Here is a 12,943-nt window from a genome sequence, read left to right on the forward strand (position 1 = left end):
TCAGAAGGTAGGGATGTGGCACGTGGGCGTCAATCACACGGCCGGGGTTGGCCGGATTTCACCCGCCCCCAGCCCCGTCCCCGGCCCGTTCCCCGGCTCCGCCCCCAGCTCCGCCCGCGCCCGCGCCACCGCCCCGATCGCCACCGCGTCGCCGCCGAGGCCCGCGGGCAGCACCCGGAGCGGGCGACCGCTGACCGGGGGCTCGGCGGCCAGCGCCCGCCGGATCGACGGCTCCAGCAGCGACCAGGCACGGCTGACGCCCCCGCCGATCACGAAGGTGGTCACGTCCAGCAGGCCCGCCGTGATCAGGATCGCCCGGGCCACGCCCGCGCCCGCGGCCTCGTACACCGCGAGCGCGTCCGCGTCGCCCCCGGCCGCCGCCTCGGCCACCCGGCGCGCGCTGACGGACCGGCCGGTGCGCCCGCCGTACCGGGCAGCGATCGAACGGCCGGAGGCGAGGGTCTCCAGATGGCCGCGGCCGCCGCACGTGCACGGCAGTTCACCGAAGCCGGGTACGTGCCCGATCTCGCCGGCGGCGCCGTGCGGGCCGTCGTGCAACGCGCCGTTCAGCCACAGCGCCCCGCCGACCCCGGTGCCCAGCGTCATGCCGAGCACGTGCGGTACGCCCGCGACGGCGCCGGCCGCCGCCTCGCCGCGCAGGAACGCGTTGACGTCGTTGTCGAGGAACGCCGGTACGCCCAGCGCCCGTTCGGCCTCCGCGGTCACCTCGAACCCGGCCCAGTCGCGGAAGGAGTCGCTCGCCACCAGGATCCGCCCGGCCCGCGCGTCCACCACGCCGGCCGCCCCGATCCCGACGGCGAGCAGCCGCGCGGGCCTGCGGCCCAGCAGCCGCCGTACGCCGTCCAGGGCGGCGCCCACCATGGCCGAGCCGCCCTCGGCCGCCGGGGTCGTCACCTCCAGGCGGTCGAGGACGCCGAAGTCCGGTGCGCACAGGATCACCTGGGTGGTCGTGCCGCCGATGTCGACGCCCGCGACCACCTCGGGAGCTCGCGTCACGCGGTGGCCTCCGTCCGCTCCCGCGCCCGCCGGCGTCTTTGCACCACCGGATCGGGCACGGGTACGGCCGCGATGAGCCGCCGGGTGTACTCGGTCCCCGGCCGCAGCAGCGTGGACATGGTGGGCCCCTGCTCCTCGACCCGCCCGGCCCGCATCACGACGACCCGCTGGGCGAACTCCTGGACGACCGCCAGGTCGTGGGAGACGAACAGGCAGGCGAAGCCCAGGTCGCGCTGGAGCTCGGCGATCACCTCGAGCACCGTCCGCTGCACGCTCACGTCCAGCGCGCTCGTCGGCTCGTCCGCGACCAGGAGCCGGGGTTCGAGGACCAGGGAGCGGGCCAGGCTGACGCGCTGGCGCTGCCCCCCGGACAGCTCGCGCGGCCCTCTGGCCGCCAGCTCCGCGGGCAGCCGCACCAGTTCGAGCACCTCCGCGACCCGGGCCCGCCGGTCCGCCGCCGACATGCCCCGGCGGTGCATCCGCAGTGGCTCGGCGACGCACTCGGCCACACTCATCCGCGCGTCCAGCGAGGCCACCGGGTCCTGGAACACGACGCCCACGCCGGACAGCAGCGCCCGCCGCCTGCGGCCCCGCGTGCGGCCCAGGTCGGTGCCGAAGAGCGACACCGATCCGGAGTCCGGCGGGATCAGGCCCAGGGCGACCCGGGCCGCGGTCGACTTGCCGGAGCCGGACTCGCCCACGAGGCCGACGGTCTCGCCGGGCCGGACGTCGAGCGTCACGCCGTCGAGCGCCCGCACGGCGCCCGGTCCGCGCCCGAACCGCACGCTGACGTCCCGGAGTTCGACCACCGCGGCACCCTCCTTGGCGGGTGCGTCCTCCCCGCTGAGCGCCAGCCGCGGGACCGCCGCCAGCAGCTGCCGTGTGTAGTCGTGCCGCGGCCGCAGCAGCACCTCCTCGACCGGTCCGGTCTCCACGATCTCGCCGCGCAGCATGACGGCGACCCGGTCCGCGAAGTCGGCGACCACGCCCATGTTGTGGGTGACGAGCAGCACCCCCGTGCCGGAGTCCGCCGCCAGCCCCCGCAGCAGATCGAGGATCTCGGCCTGCACCGTGACGTCCAGGGCCGTCGTGGGCTCGTCCGCGATCAGCAGGCCCGGCGCGTTGGCGATGGCCATCGCGATGACGACGCGCTGCCGCTGTCCGCCCGAGAGCTGGAACGGGAACGCGGAGGCCCGCCGCTCCGGATCGGGAATACCGACCCGGCGCAGCAACTCGACCGCCTCACCGGCGGCTTCGGAGCGCGAGAGCGGCCGGTGGTTGCGGATGACCTCGGCGATCTGCGCGCCCACCCGGGTGAGCGGGTCGAGCGCGGTCGCCGGCTCCTGGAACACCATCGAGGCCGTACGGCCGCGCAGCCGGGCCAGCTCCGCCTCGCCGGCGCCGACGACGTCCGTGCCGCCGACCGCCGCCCGGCCCGACACCCGGGCGTTGCCGGGCAGCAGGCCCAGAGCGGCCAGGGCGACCGTGGACTTGCCGGAGCCCGACTCGCCCACGAGGGCCAGGGTCTCGCCGGGCCGTACGTGCAGGGAGACGTCGCGCACCGCGCGCACGTCCCCGGTATCCGTGCCGAACGTGACCCCGAGCCCCTCGATGTCGAGCACACTCTCCGCCTTCGCGGCGCTCATCCCCGTCCCCTCACGTCGAACGCGTCCCGCAGCCCGTCGCCGATCGCGTTGAACGCGCACACGACGAGGATGATCGCCAGACCCGGTGGGACGATCAGCCACCAGCGGCCCGAGTACGCCGCCGTCAGACCGGCCGACAGCATCCCGCCCCAGTCGGTCTTCGGCGGCTGCACGCCCAGGCCCAGGTACGAGACGTACGCGACGAGCAGGATCGCGTCCGCGACCTGGAACGTCGCCGCGACGACGATCGTCGACACCGAGTTCGGCAGGATGTGCCGGGTGATGGCCCGGCCGTGGGTGCCGCCGGTCGCGCGCAGCGTCAGCACGTAGTCGCGGCTCTTGAGCGTGAGCGTCTCCGCCCGCACCAGGCGCGACGGCACCAGCCACGACACCAGGCCGAGGACGACGATCAGCCCGAGGGTGTCCGGCGTCGTGATCGCCGAGACGACCAGCAGGATGAACAGCGCGGGGATGGCGATGCCGGCGTCCACGACCCGCATCATCACCGCGTCCGCCCAGCCGCCCGCGTAGCCCGCGGCCGCGCCCCAGAGCGTGCCGATGACGGTGGCGAGCAGCCCGGCCGCGAGCCCGACGACGAGCGAGACGCGCCCGCCGAACATGAGCCGCCCGAGCTCGTCGTGCCCCACCGCGTCCGTCCCCAGCCAATGGGCCCCGCCCGGGCCGAGGTTGACCTGGTGCAGATCCGTGTGGACCTGGTCCGTCGAGTACAGCAGCGGCCCGGCGAAGCAGAACAGCAGGAACAGCACGACCACCACGAGCCCGGCGACCGCGAGCCTGTTGCGCCGGAACCGGCGCAGCGACAGCCGGTAGCCCGCGACGGGTTCCACGGCCGGGGCCGTGGTCTGCAGCACGGCACTCATGCGCGGCGCTCCTTCACTCGGGGATCGACCACCCGCTGGACGACGTCGGCGAGGAGCGTTCCGGTGACCGTCGCGACGGAGATGACGAGGACGCAGCCCAGCAGGACCGGGTAGTCGGAGGACTGTGCGGCGCTCCAGAACAGCAGCCCCATGCCCGGGTAGTTGAAGAGCTGCTCGACGACGAGCGCGCCGCCGAACAGGACGGGCACGTAGTAGCCGAGCATCGCGACCACGGGGGTCAGCGAGTTGCGGAACACGTGCCGGAAGAGGATCGACCCCTGCCGGGAGCCGCCGGCCCGCGCGGTGCGGACGTAGTCCTCGGAGAGGTTCTCCAGCGTCGCGGCCCGCATGTACCGGCTGAAGACGGCCACCATGGACGCGGCGCCCGTGACGACCGGCAGGACGAGCGCCACCGGGTCCGCGAACACCTGGGCCAGGGTGTCCCCTTGAGGTGCCTGGGAGGGGAACCAGTGCAGGGTCTGGGTGAAGACCAGCACCAGGATCAGCCCCAGGAAGTACACCGGCGTGGAGTACGCCACGAAGCTCAGCGTGGTGATCACGTAGTCGGCGGGCTTGTTGCGCCGCACGGCCTGCCACATGCCCAGCGGGATCGCGAGGAGCAGGCCGGCGAGCGCGGAGAGCACCGTCAGCACCAGCGTCTTCGGCAGCCGCTGCCCGATGAGCTGGGAGACCCCCTCGTTGAGGGTGTACGACGTGCCCAGGTCGCCGTGGAGCAGCGTGCGCAGGTAGTAGACGTACTGGACCGGCAGCGGCCGGTCCAGGCCCTGCTCGTGGTTGAACGAGGCGATCTGCTGTGCCGTCGCCTGCGGTCCGAGGATCCCTCGGGCGGGACCCCCGGGCAGCGCGTGCAGCAGGCAGAAGACCACGATCGTGACGATGAGGATCACCACGAGGGCCTGGAGCAGCCGCCGGGCCAGATAGAGAAGCGTCTCCATGCCTCAGCTCGTCCACTTCCACTGCGCGGGGTGGAAGTTGGCGAGCGAGTCCTGCGCGAAGCCGCCCAGCCCGTTCTTCATCACGGAGATCTGGTAGTCGGGTTCCGGCAGCCAGATCACCGGCAGGTCCTTGGCGAGGGCCGTGCTGTAGTCCTGGATGGCCTGGTTCGAACTCGACGTCGTGGACGTGCTGATGAGCTGGTCCACCCCGGCGTCGGAGTAGTTGCCGAAGTTCGAGCCGCCCTCGGACTGGAAGAGGGAGTCGCCGGTCGGGAAGGCGGGGAAGTACCAGCTGCCGGCGGTGCCGAAGAAGGACAGTTGCCACTTGCAGATGGACTGGCCCGCCGTGCACTGCGGGGTCTGCGAGAGCACCGAGTTGACCGGCGCTGTCCTGATGGAGAACTTGATGCCGGTCTTGGCGAGCGAGGACTGGATCGCGCTCATCATGTTGTCGGTGACGGCCGAGCCGGACTGCGACAGCACCTGCATCTGGAACTTCGTCCCCTTGGCGACCCCGTCACCGCACTGGCTCGCCCCGCCGCCGGGGCTCGTGCAGGTCATCACCCCGCCCTGCTCGGTCCAGCCGTGCGCGGTGAGAAGGGACCTGGCCGCGCTCGTGGAGAACGGGTACGGGTTCTCCTTCTGCGTCTGCGAGACGAAGGCGGAGGCCTGCGCCGTGGGGATGGGTCCGTAGCCGGGGACCGCCGTGCCGTTGAAGACGACCTTCGCGATGCTGGTCTGGTCGATCGAGCGCTGGATCGCCTGCCGGGCGTAGAGCTGCTTGAACACCGGCCCCATGGAAGGGTTGTTGAAGTTGTACGGCATGTAGGTGATCGCCCAGCCCGACCACGGCTTCACCGTGTAGCCGCGTGAGGTGAAGCTCTCCTTCTGGTCGAGGTCGGTCGCCTCGATGTAGCCGTAGTCGACGCTCCCCGAGCGCAGCGCGTTCTTCTCGGCGTCCGCCGTGGTGAACGGCAGCAGGTTCACCGTGGCGATGCCCGGCTTCTCCCCGCCGTCGTACTTCTTGCTGGCCGTGAGGACGACCTTGCCGGCCGTCGAGAAGGACTTCACCGTGTACGGGCCGCTGATGGTCTTCCACAGCGGGTTGGAGGCGTAACTCCCGATGTTCTTCGCCGCGTTGTTGAGGTACGTCCACGTCTCCCGCGGGCTGCCGCCCTTGTCCCAGGCGTGCCGGGGCAGCGGCGTGATGCTCTGCAGCTCGTTGGCCAGCATCCACTGCGGGTTGTACGCCTTGTCGAAGGTGATCGTGACGTGGCGGTCGTCGTCGGCCTTGAGGGAGGTCCAGTCGTCGGGCGCCTTGCCGGGCGTGTAGCCCGCCCACTGCTTCTTGTTCGCCTTGATGAGGTCGAACCAGAACTTCACGTCCTGCGAGGTGATCGGCTTGCCGTCGCTCCAGTGGCGGTCGCCCAGGGTGATCTTGACGCTCTTGTTGTCGGCGGCGAAGTCGGCGGCCGTCGCGATCGAACCGGCCTTGTTCCAGCCGATCTTGCCGGTCGAGCCGTCGTAGGCGATCAGCGGCTCCCACAGCGCGGCCGTGATCGAGTTGTTGTTGGTGTTCAGGTGCGCCGCCGTGCCGATCGGCAGGATCCAGTTCGGCGCGAAGTTGGCGGGCAGCGCGTAGTTGATGGAGTCCTTGGACGCGGAGGACGAACCGGTCGACCCGGAGCAGCCCGCGAGCAGCAGCGCGCCAGCGGAGAGGGTGACACCGGCCAGGAGTCTCGTGCGGGCAGGGGACATGGCTCTCCTCGGGGAAGGGGGTCGAGCGGGGTGAGGACAGTCAACGACCCGGATGTTCGAAGAAACAGACGCGCCGCTGTAAAAAGTCTGTTTCTGCTGTTCTGGAAAAAGCGTGGAGCGGCGCGAGTTGGCCTACGCTCGTCGCTCCGACCGCCGAAGACGGAAGTTGTTTCGTCCATGACTGAAAAAAGTCCGCCGAGGCGGAAGCACAGCGCCGGCGTCTCCTCGCTGGCGGAGCGCGTCCTCGAACTCCTCGCGTCCGGACAGGCCACCACCCGCACCCAGATCGCCGGACTGCTCGGCGCAGCGCCCTCGACCATCTCCTTCACGGTGAGCCAGCTGCTGGAGCTCGGCCTGGTCGCCGAGGAGGGCACGGTGTCCTCCGCGGGCGGACGGCCGCGCAAGGTGCTGCGGCTCGGCGGCAGCGAGGGGTTCGCGGTCGCGGCGGAACTCGGCGGACGGCACGCGCACGTCGGCGTGGTGCTGCCGGGCGGCGGGCTCACCGACGTCTCGACCGTGCCGTTCCCGACCGCGGACGGCCCCGACGCCGCCCTGCCCGGGCTCGCCGGGACCCTGGACGACCTCGCCGCAAAGCACGGGCGGTCGCTGCTGCGCGGCGTCGGCCTCTCGCTGCCCGGCCCGGTCGACGTCGCCTCCGGCGTGGTCACCCTCCCCTCCCGGATGCCGGGCTGGAACCGGTTCCCCGTCCGCGCCTGGCTGGAGGACCACTTCGGCGTGCCCGCGGCCATCGAGAACGACGCCAACTGCATGGCCGTCGGCGAGCACACCGTCCAGCCCGCCGGGCGGCGCCAGTCGATCATGGTGAAGACCGGCACGGCCATCGGCGCGGGCGTCATCGCCGACGGCCGGCTCTACCGGGGCGGCACCGGAGCCGCCGGCGAGATCACCCACGTCCGCGTCGAGGCCGCCCACGACATCCCCTGTTCCTGCGGGAACACCGGCTGCCTGGAGACGGTGGCCTCGGGCGCCGCCCTGGTGCGCATCCTGCGCGAGCGCGGCCTGGCGGTGGCGTCCACCGAGGACGTCGTACGCCTCGCCTCCGACGCCGACCCCGAGGCGACCCGCGCCGTCCGGCAGGCCGGCCGCTACCTCGGCCAGGTGCTCGCCGCGAACGTCAACTTCTTCAACCCCGACGCCGTCTACCTCGGCGGCATCCTCTCCACCCTGGAGCCGTTCGTCGCCGCCGTACGCAGCCAGTTGTACGAGGGCTGCCATCCGCTGGTGACCGAGCACCTGGTGATCGAGCGGGCCAGCCTCGGCGCCGACGCCGGGCTGGTCGGCGCCGGGCAGTTCGCGCTCCAGCGGGCACTGGCGCACGCGCTGCACACCGTGACCGGCAACCACCACCCCTGACCCTCCCGGAGAAGCCATGCCGCAAGAGCGCCCCGTGATCGCCGTCGCAGGTCTGGGCATCGAGTCCTCGACGTTCTCCCCGGCCCGCACCGAGGCCCCCGCCTTCCATCCGCAGCGCGGGGACGAGGTCCTGACCCGCTACCCGTTCCTGGCGCCCGGCACCGGCCTGCGCGCCGCCGCCGACTGGCGCGGCGCCCTGGTCGGCAAGGCACTGCCCGGCGGCACGGTCACGGCGGCGGCCTACGCCGAACTCTCCGCCGAACTCATCGACCGGCTGGGGCGGTTGGGCCGCCTCGACGGACTCTGGTACGACATCCACGGCGCGATGACCGTCGAGGGCCTGGACGACGCCGAGGTGGACCTGCTCACCCGCATCCGCGCGGTGATCGGCCCGGACGTCCCCGTGTCGACCTCCATGGACCTGCACGGCAACGTCTCCCGCGCACTGGTCCACCTCAGCGACCTGATCACCTGCTACCGCATGGCCCCGCACGAGGACGCCATGGAGACCAAGGAGCGCGCGGCCCGCAATCTCGTGGACCTGGTGACGGGCGGCGGGCCACGCCCGGTCAAGGCCTGGGTCCCGGTCCCGGTGCTGCTGGCGGGGGAGCAGACCTCGACCCGGATCGAGCCCGCGAGGAGCGTGTACGGCGCGGTCGCGGAGGTGGAGGCGGCCGAGGGCGTGACGGACGCGGCGATCTGGGTCGGCTACGCCTGGGCCGACGAACCGCGCAACCGGGCCGCCGTCGTGGTCACCGGGCCAGACCGGACCGCGGTGGCGGCGGGCGCCGAGCGGCTGGCCCGCGGTTTCTGGGAGGCCCGCCATGACTTCGCCTTCGTCGCCCCGACCGGCACGCTCGACGACTGCCTGGACGAGGCGCTGGCGTCGGACGCCCGGCCGTACTTCATCAGCGACACCGGCGACAACCCGACCGCCGGCGGCGCGGGCGACGTCACCTGGGGACTCCAACACCTGCTGTCCCGGCCGGAGTTCAAGGACCCCTCGGGCCCGACGGTGATCTACGCCTCGCTGCCGGGACCGTCCGCGGTCGCCGCCGCCGAGAAGGCCGGCGTCGGTGCCACGGTCACCGTCACGGCGGGGGCCGAGACCGACGACCGGCACGCCGGCCCGCTCACCCTGACCGGAGTGGTGCACGCGATACGCCACGGCGACCGGGACGCCGAGACCGAGGTCGTGCTGCGGGTCGGCGGTGTGCACGTGATCCTGACCCGCCTGCGCAAGCCGTACCACCACGAGCACGACTTCACCGACCTGGACCTCGACCCCCGCACGGCCGACCTCGTGATCGTCAAGATCGGCTACCTCGAACCCGAGCTCTTCGCCATGGCCGCCGGCTGGAAGATGGCCCTGACCCCCGGCGGCGTCGACCAGGACCTCACCCGGCTCGGCCACCACCGCGTCAGCCGGCCCCTGTTCCCCTTCGACGCGGACATGCCCGACCCCGATCTCGGGGCGCGGATCGTCGCGCCGCCGGGCGAGCCCCTCAGCGGCCCGGACCGGTGAGCCGTCGCGGCCCGCCCGCCCCGGCCGCCGACGCGATCAACTGGTCGATCAGCGCGATCAGTACGTCCCGGGACGAGTCCCGCTCGCGGGCGTCGCACAGCAGCACCTGCACATGCTCCGGGAGGGCGAGCGCGTCGCGGATCACCTCCGGGGGGTAGGGGTGGTCGCCGTAGAAGCCGTTGACGCCGACGACGAAGGGGATCTTGCGGCGTTCGAAGAAGTCGATGGCGGCGAAGCTGGTCTCGGGGCGGCGGACGTCGACGAGGACGACGGCGCCCAGGGCGCCGAGGGCGAGGTCGTTCCACATGAACCAGAAGCGCTGCTGGCCCGGGGTGCCGAAGAGGTAGAGGACGAGGTCCTGGCCGATGGTGATGCGGCCGAAGTCCAGGGCCACGGTGGTGGCGTTCTTCTCCTCGATTCCCGCGAGGTCGTCGACGCCCACGCCCGCGTCGGTCAGCCGCTCCTCCGTACGCAGCGGCGCGATCTCGCTGACCGAGCCGACCATCGTGGTCTTGCCGACGCCGAAGCCCCCGGCGATCAGGACCTTCACCGTGTCGGGCGCCGCCGGAGCGACGGTGTCAGAGCCGGCCAAGGCCGTCCCTCACTTTCTGCAGCAGGTCCAGGTCCGGATTGCGGGTGACGGGGTGCGGCGGGCGGGCGGTGATACGGCCCGCTTCCAGCAGGTCGCAGAGCATGATCACGATCACGCTCACCGGCAGGTCGAGCAGCGCGGCGAGCTCCGCGACGGCGACCGGCTCGACGCAGCGGCGCAAGATGCGCTGGTGCTCCGGCTGCGGCCGGGTGGCCCAGATCGGCGGCGGGTCCACCGCGGTCACCGTGGTGATGAGCGTGAAGTCGGCGCGGCTGGGCCTGGTGCGCCCGCCCGTCAGTGCGAACGGCCGGACCAGCCGGCCCGCCGTGTCGCCACCGCCCACCTCACGCGCCGGATTCGGCGGCCGGCCCGAGGCCCGACCGTGGTGCCGCGCTCAGGTGCTCGCCGATCTTCTTCACCAGCATGTTCATCTGGTACGCCACCACGCCGACGTCCGCGCCCTGGCTGGTGAGGACGACGAGGTGGGCGCCCGGACCGGCCGAGGTGAGGATCAGGTAGCTGTGCGCCATCTCGATCAGCGCCTGGCGCACGGGGCCGCCGCGGAAGTCCATGCTGACGCCCTTGCTCAGGCTCATCAGCCCGGACGCGGTGGCGGCCAGCCGCTCGGCGTCGTCGCGCAGGAACCCGGTGGACTTGCTGACGACCAGACCGTCCTCGGACAGGACGACGGCGTGGTTCACCTCGGCGACCCGCTCCACGAGTCCGGTCAGCAACTGGTCGAGCTGGGTATGGGTGGCTGGGATGGGGCGTGTCATGGCGGTGTTCCTTCGTCAGCGGTCGGCGGGCGGAGTCGAGGGGACAGGCGTGCCTGCGGCGGGAAGCTGCGCGTCCGGGTCCCGAGCTCCGGGCGCGTCCTCCTGGTCGTACTGCGTCTCGGTGTCGTCGTCACGTGCCCGGAGCGTGCCGCGCTGGAATCCGGCGAGCGAGGCGGCGGCCTGCTCCGCGGTGAACTCGTCCGTGTGGCCGTTGTGTTCGCCGGCCGGCGCGTCCTCGCGCAGCTCGGCCGCCAGGCTGGTCTGGGGGACGCGGCGGGGGAGCGGGGTGGCTGCGTCGCGCCGGGCGGCGGGCACGGGGCCGGTGGGTGCCCCCGTGGCGGCGCGTGCCTCCTCCTCGGCGCCCGCGCCCGCGGGCTCCTCCTCCGTCCCCTCCTCCTTCTGCCTCCCGTCCTTCTCCATCTCGTCCTTCTTCTTCTCGGCGTCCGCCTCCGGGGCGTCGTCGGGGGCGTCCGGTGCCTCCCGTACGACGATCTCGTCCGGCAGCAGCACGATCGCCGTCGTGCCGCCGTACGGCGACGGGCGCAGCGTCACCGTGATGCCGTGCCGGGTGGCGAGCCGGGCGATCACGAACATGCCGAGGCGGAGGTCGTCGGCCAGCGCCACCACGTCGAACTGCGGCTCCACCGCGAGCTGGGCGTTGAAGGACTCGTAGTCCTCCTCCGCCATGCCGAGACCCCGGTCCTCCACCTCGACGGCCAGGCCCTTGGCGACCATCGCGGCCCGCACGCCGACCGGGGCCGGTGCGGGCGAGTACACGGTCGCGTTGTCGATGAGCTCGGCCAGCAGATGGATCACGTCGGCCACCGCGGGCGGCGAGAGGTACACGTCCTCGTCGGTGTGCACCTCGACCCGCTGGTACTCGGCGACCTCGCCGACCGCGCCGCGCAGGATGTCGATCAGCGCGACCGGCTCGCGCCAGCTGCGCCGCGGCTGCTCGCCGCTGATGATGACCAGGTTCTCCTCGTAGCGGCGCAACTGGCTTGCCGTGGAGTCCAGTTCGTACAGGCCCTTGAGGACGTCCGGGTCGGAGTGGCTGCGCTCCAGCGCGTCGAGCTTGGTGAGCTGCAGGTTGACCAGGTTCTGGCTCTGCCGGGCGATGCCGAGGATGACCTTCTGGAAGCCGCGCCGGATGTCGGCGAGTTCGACCGCGGTGTGCACCGCGGTGCGCTGTGCCTTGTTGAACGCCCGTGCCACCTGCCCGAGTTCGTCGCGGCCGTAGTCCAGCGGCGGGGTCGCGAGATCGGCGTCGACCTTCTCGCCCCGGTCCAGGCGGGCCACCACGTCGGGCAGCCGCTCCTCGGCCAGGCTCAGCGTCGCCTCCCGCAGTCCGCGCAGCCGCCGCGACAGGGAGCGGGTGATCCGCCAGGACATGCCGACGCACAGCAGCAGCGCGATCAGCCCGCCGGCGCTGAGCGCGGCGGCCTTGAACAGCAGGCTGTCGGCCTTGTCGGCGCTGCGGTCGAGCAGCCCGGACGTCTGGTCGCCGATCAGCCGCGAGTACTGGTCGGCGACCTTCTGGAACGCGGCCGTCCACTCCTTCCGCGCGGCCGGCAACGCGACCTTCCCGGCGCCGCCCGCGGGCCGGGAGGCGAGCACCCGGTCCTCGACGTCCTGCATGGTCTGCCACTCGGGGCTCTGCAGGATCCGCTCGGTCTGCGTCTTCGCGCTGCCGCGCAGCGAGGGCACGATCTGGTCCTGGACCAGCCAGCGGCGGGTGTCCACCAGCTCCGCGAAGTCGGACCACTCCTTGCGGCTCAGCTGCCCCGACGGCCAGGCCACGGTGAGCCGGGCGTCCTCCTGGGAGACCAGCTCGGCCGCGTGCTCCAGGGCGACCAGCGGGCCGGCCTGCGAGGTGAGGTCGCCGTCGTCGACCTGGGAGAGCTCCTGGAAGGCGTGGATCTGGTCGTCGATGATCGAGCCGTACTGGTCCAGCGCCTGGGCGGAGGTGATGTCGCTGGGGTCGTCGAGCTGGCTGCGGTAGTACTCCAGGCTGCTGACCGAGCCGAGGACCGAGTAGAGCCGGTCCGAGATGCGCGCGGGCGCCTTGTTGATCGCGTCGGTCTGGCCGACCAGCTTGGCGACCGCCTTGTCCGTCGTCCGGCGCTGCTCGTCCAGTGCGGCCCGGGAACCACGCGGGTCGGCCAGCCAGGCCGCCGACAGGCTGCGCTCCCGCTGGAGCGCCAGCGTGGCCTCGGTGCCCATGGCGCCGGTGGACCGGCTCAGCTCCGTCTGGCTCCGCAGCCGCAGCCCCTCGCTGAACATCTGGGTGGTCGTCAGACCCCACATGGCGGCCAGGGTGACGGTGGGAACCAGGGCCAGCAGGATCAGGGAGAGACGTATGGAGCCGAGACGACGCCCGGCACCTGCACCTGTCCGTGGAGACATCGTCGTCCTAGG

Annotated in this window: 11 protein-coding genes; 2 read left to right on the forward strand and 9 right to left on the reverse strand. The window is 72.4% G+C overall.

Annotated elements, in window-relative coordinates:
* Positions 1-33: 33 nt before the first annotated feature.
* Genes ACFU97_RS17040 through ACFU97_RS17060 form a run of 5 tightly spaced genes read right to left on the reverse strand, consistent with a single transcriptional unit; the run spans position 34 to position 6,258 of the window.
* On the reverse strand, positions 34-1,017 hold the full coding sequence (locus tag ACFU97_RS17040) for an ROK family protein (RefSeq protein WP_384256723.1): 984 nt from the start codon (positions 1,015-1,017) through the stop codon (positions 34-36).
* Complete coding sequence (locus ACFU97_RS17045; RefSeq protein ID WP_384256725.1) at positions 1,014-2,663, reverse strand: dipeptide ABC transporter ATP-binding protein; 1,650 nt, start codon at positions 2,661-2,663, stop codon at positions 1,014-1,016. Before ACFU97_RS17045 ends, ACFU97_RS17040 begins: the two co-directional genes overlap by 4 nt.
* On the reverse strand, positions 2,660-3,544 hold the full coding sequence (locus ACFU97_RS17050; protein ID WP_384256728.1) for an ABC transporter permease: 885 nt from the start codon (positions 3,542-3,544) through the stop codon (positions 2,660-2,662). The genes ACFU97_RS17045 and ACFU97_RS17050 overlap by 4 nt, the downstream gene beginning before the upstream one ends.
* Positions 3,541-4,500, reverse strand: a complete 960-nt coding sequence (locus ACFU97_RS17055) for an ABC transporter permease (protein ID WP_384256730.1) — start codon at positions 4,498-4,500, stop codon at positions 3,541-3,543. Before ACFU97_RS17055 ends, ACFU97_RS17050 begins: the two co-directional genes overlap by 4 nt.
* A 3-nt stretch (positions 4,501-4,503) precedes the next feature.
* Positions 4,504-6,258, reverse strand: a complete 1,755-nt coding sequence (locus ACFU97_RS17060; protein ID WP_384256732.1) for a peptide ABC transporter substrate-binding protein — start codon at positions 6,256-6,258, stop codon at positions 4,504-4,506.
* Between the two features lie 177 nt (positions 6,259-6,435).
* Here ACFU97_RS17060 and ACFU97_RS17065 point away from each other — a divergent pair, with 177 nt between their 5' ends.
* Positions 6,436-7,632 (forward strand): ROK family protein, encoded by a 1,197-nt coding sequence (locus ACFU97_RS17065; RefSeq protein WP_384256734.1) that lies wholly within the window; start codon positions 6,436-6,438, stop codon positions 7,630-7,632.
* Between the two features lie 16 nt (positions 7,633-7,648).
* On the forward strand, positions 7,649-9,157 hold the full coding sequence (locus ACFU97_RS17070; RefSeq protein ID WP_384256737.1) for a M81 family metallopeptidase: 1,509 nt from the start codon (positions 7,649-7,651) through the stop codon (positions 9,155-9,157).
* Here ACFU97_RS17070 and ACFU97_RS17075 read toward each other — a convergent pair.
* From ACFU97_RS17075 to ACFU97_RS17090, 4 genes are read right to left on the reverse strand one after another with little or no spacing between them, the layout of a single operon-like run.
* A complete protein-coding gene (locus tag ACFU97_RS17075) occupies positions 9,138-9,749 on the reverse strand; it encodes an ATP/GTP-binding protein (protein ID WP_384256739.1) in 612 nt (203 codons plus the stop codon). The two genes, ACFU97_RS17070 and ACFU97_RS17075, sit on opposite strands and share 20 nt — an antisense overlap.
* On the reverse strand, positions 9,736-10,092 hold the full coding sequence (locus tag ACFU97_RS17080) for a DUF742 domain-containing protein (RefSeq protein WP_384256742.1): 357 nt from the start codon (positions 10,090-10,092) through the stop codon (positions 9,736-9,738). Before ACFU97_RS17080 ends, ACFU97_RS17075 begins: the two co-directional genes overlap by 14 nt.
* Position 10,093: 1 nt before the next feature.
* Entirely contained in the window at positions 10,094-10,525 is a 432-nt protein-coding gene (locus tag ACFU97_RS17085; protein WP_384256744.1) for a roadblock/LC7 domain-containing protein, read from the reverse strand.
* 15 nt (positions 10,526-10,540) lie between these two features.
* Positions 10,541-12,931: a nitrate- and nitrite sensing domain-containing protein gene (locus ACFU97_RS17090; protein WP_384256746.1), complete on the reverse strand. Its 2,391-nt coding sequence runs from the start codon at positions 12,929-12,931 to the stop codon at positions 10,541-10,543.
* Between the last annotated feature and the right edge of the window lie 12 nt (positions 12,932-12,943).

Source organism: Streptomyces sp. NPDC057616 (assembly GCF_042800575.1).
In the GTDB taxonomy this organism is placed as follows: domain Bacteria; phylum Actinomycetota; class Actinomycetes; order Streptomycetales; family Streptomycetaceae; genus Streptomyces.

Coding starts and splice junctions, on each gene's coding strand:
- ACFU97_RS17045 (WP_384256725.1), bottom strand. CDS start 2,663: ATGAGCGCCGCGAAGGCGGAGAGTGTGCTCGACATCGAGGGGCTCGGG.
- ACFU97_RS17050 (WP_384256728.1), bottom strand. CDS start 3,544: ATGAGTGCCGTGCTGCAGACCACGGCCCCGGCCGTGGAACCCGTCGCG.
- ACFU97_RS17055 (WP_384256730.1), bottom strand. CDS start 4,500: ATGGAGACGCTTCTCTATCTGGCCCGGCGGCTGCTCCAGGCCCTCGTG.
- ACFU97_RS17060 (WP_384256732.1), bottom strand. CDS start 6,258: ATGTCCCCTGCCCGCACGAGACTCCTGGCCGGTGTCACCCTCTCCGCT.
- ACFU97_RS17065 (WP_384256734.1), top strand. CDS start 6,436: ATGACTGAAAAAAGTCCGCCGAGGCGGAAGCACAGCGCCGGCGTCTCC.
- ACFU97_RS17070 (WP_384256737.1), top strand. CDS start 7,649: ATGCCGCAAGAGCGCCCCGTGATCGCCGTCGCAGGTCTGGGCATCGAG.
- ACFU97_RS17085 (WP_384256744.1), bottom strand. CDS start 10,525: ATGACACGCCCCATCCCAGCCACCCATACCCAGCTCGACCAGTTGCTG.
- ACFU97_RS17090 (WP_384256746.1), bottom strand. CDS start 12,931: ATGTCTCCACGGACAGGTGCAGGTGCCGGGCGTCGTCTCGGCTCCATA.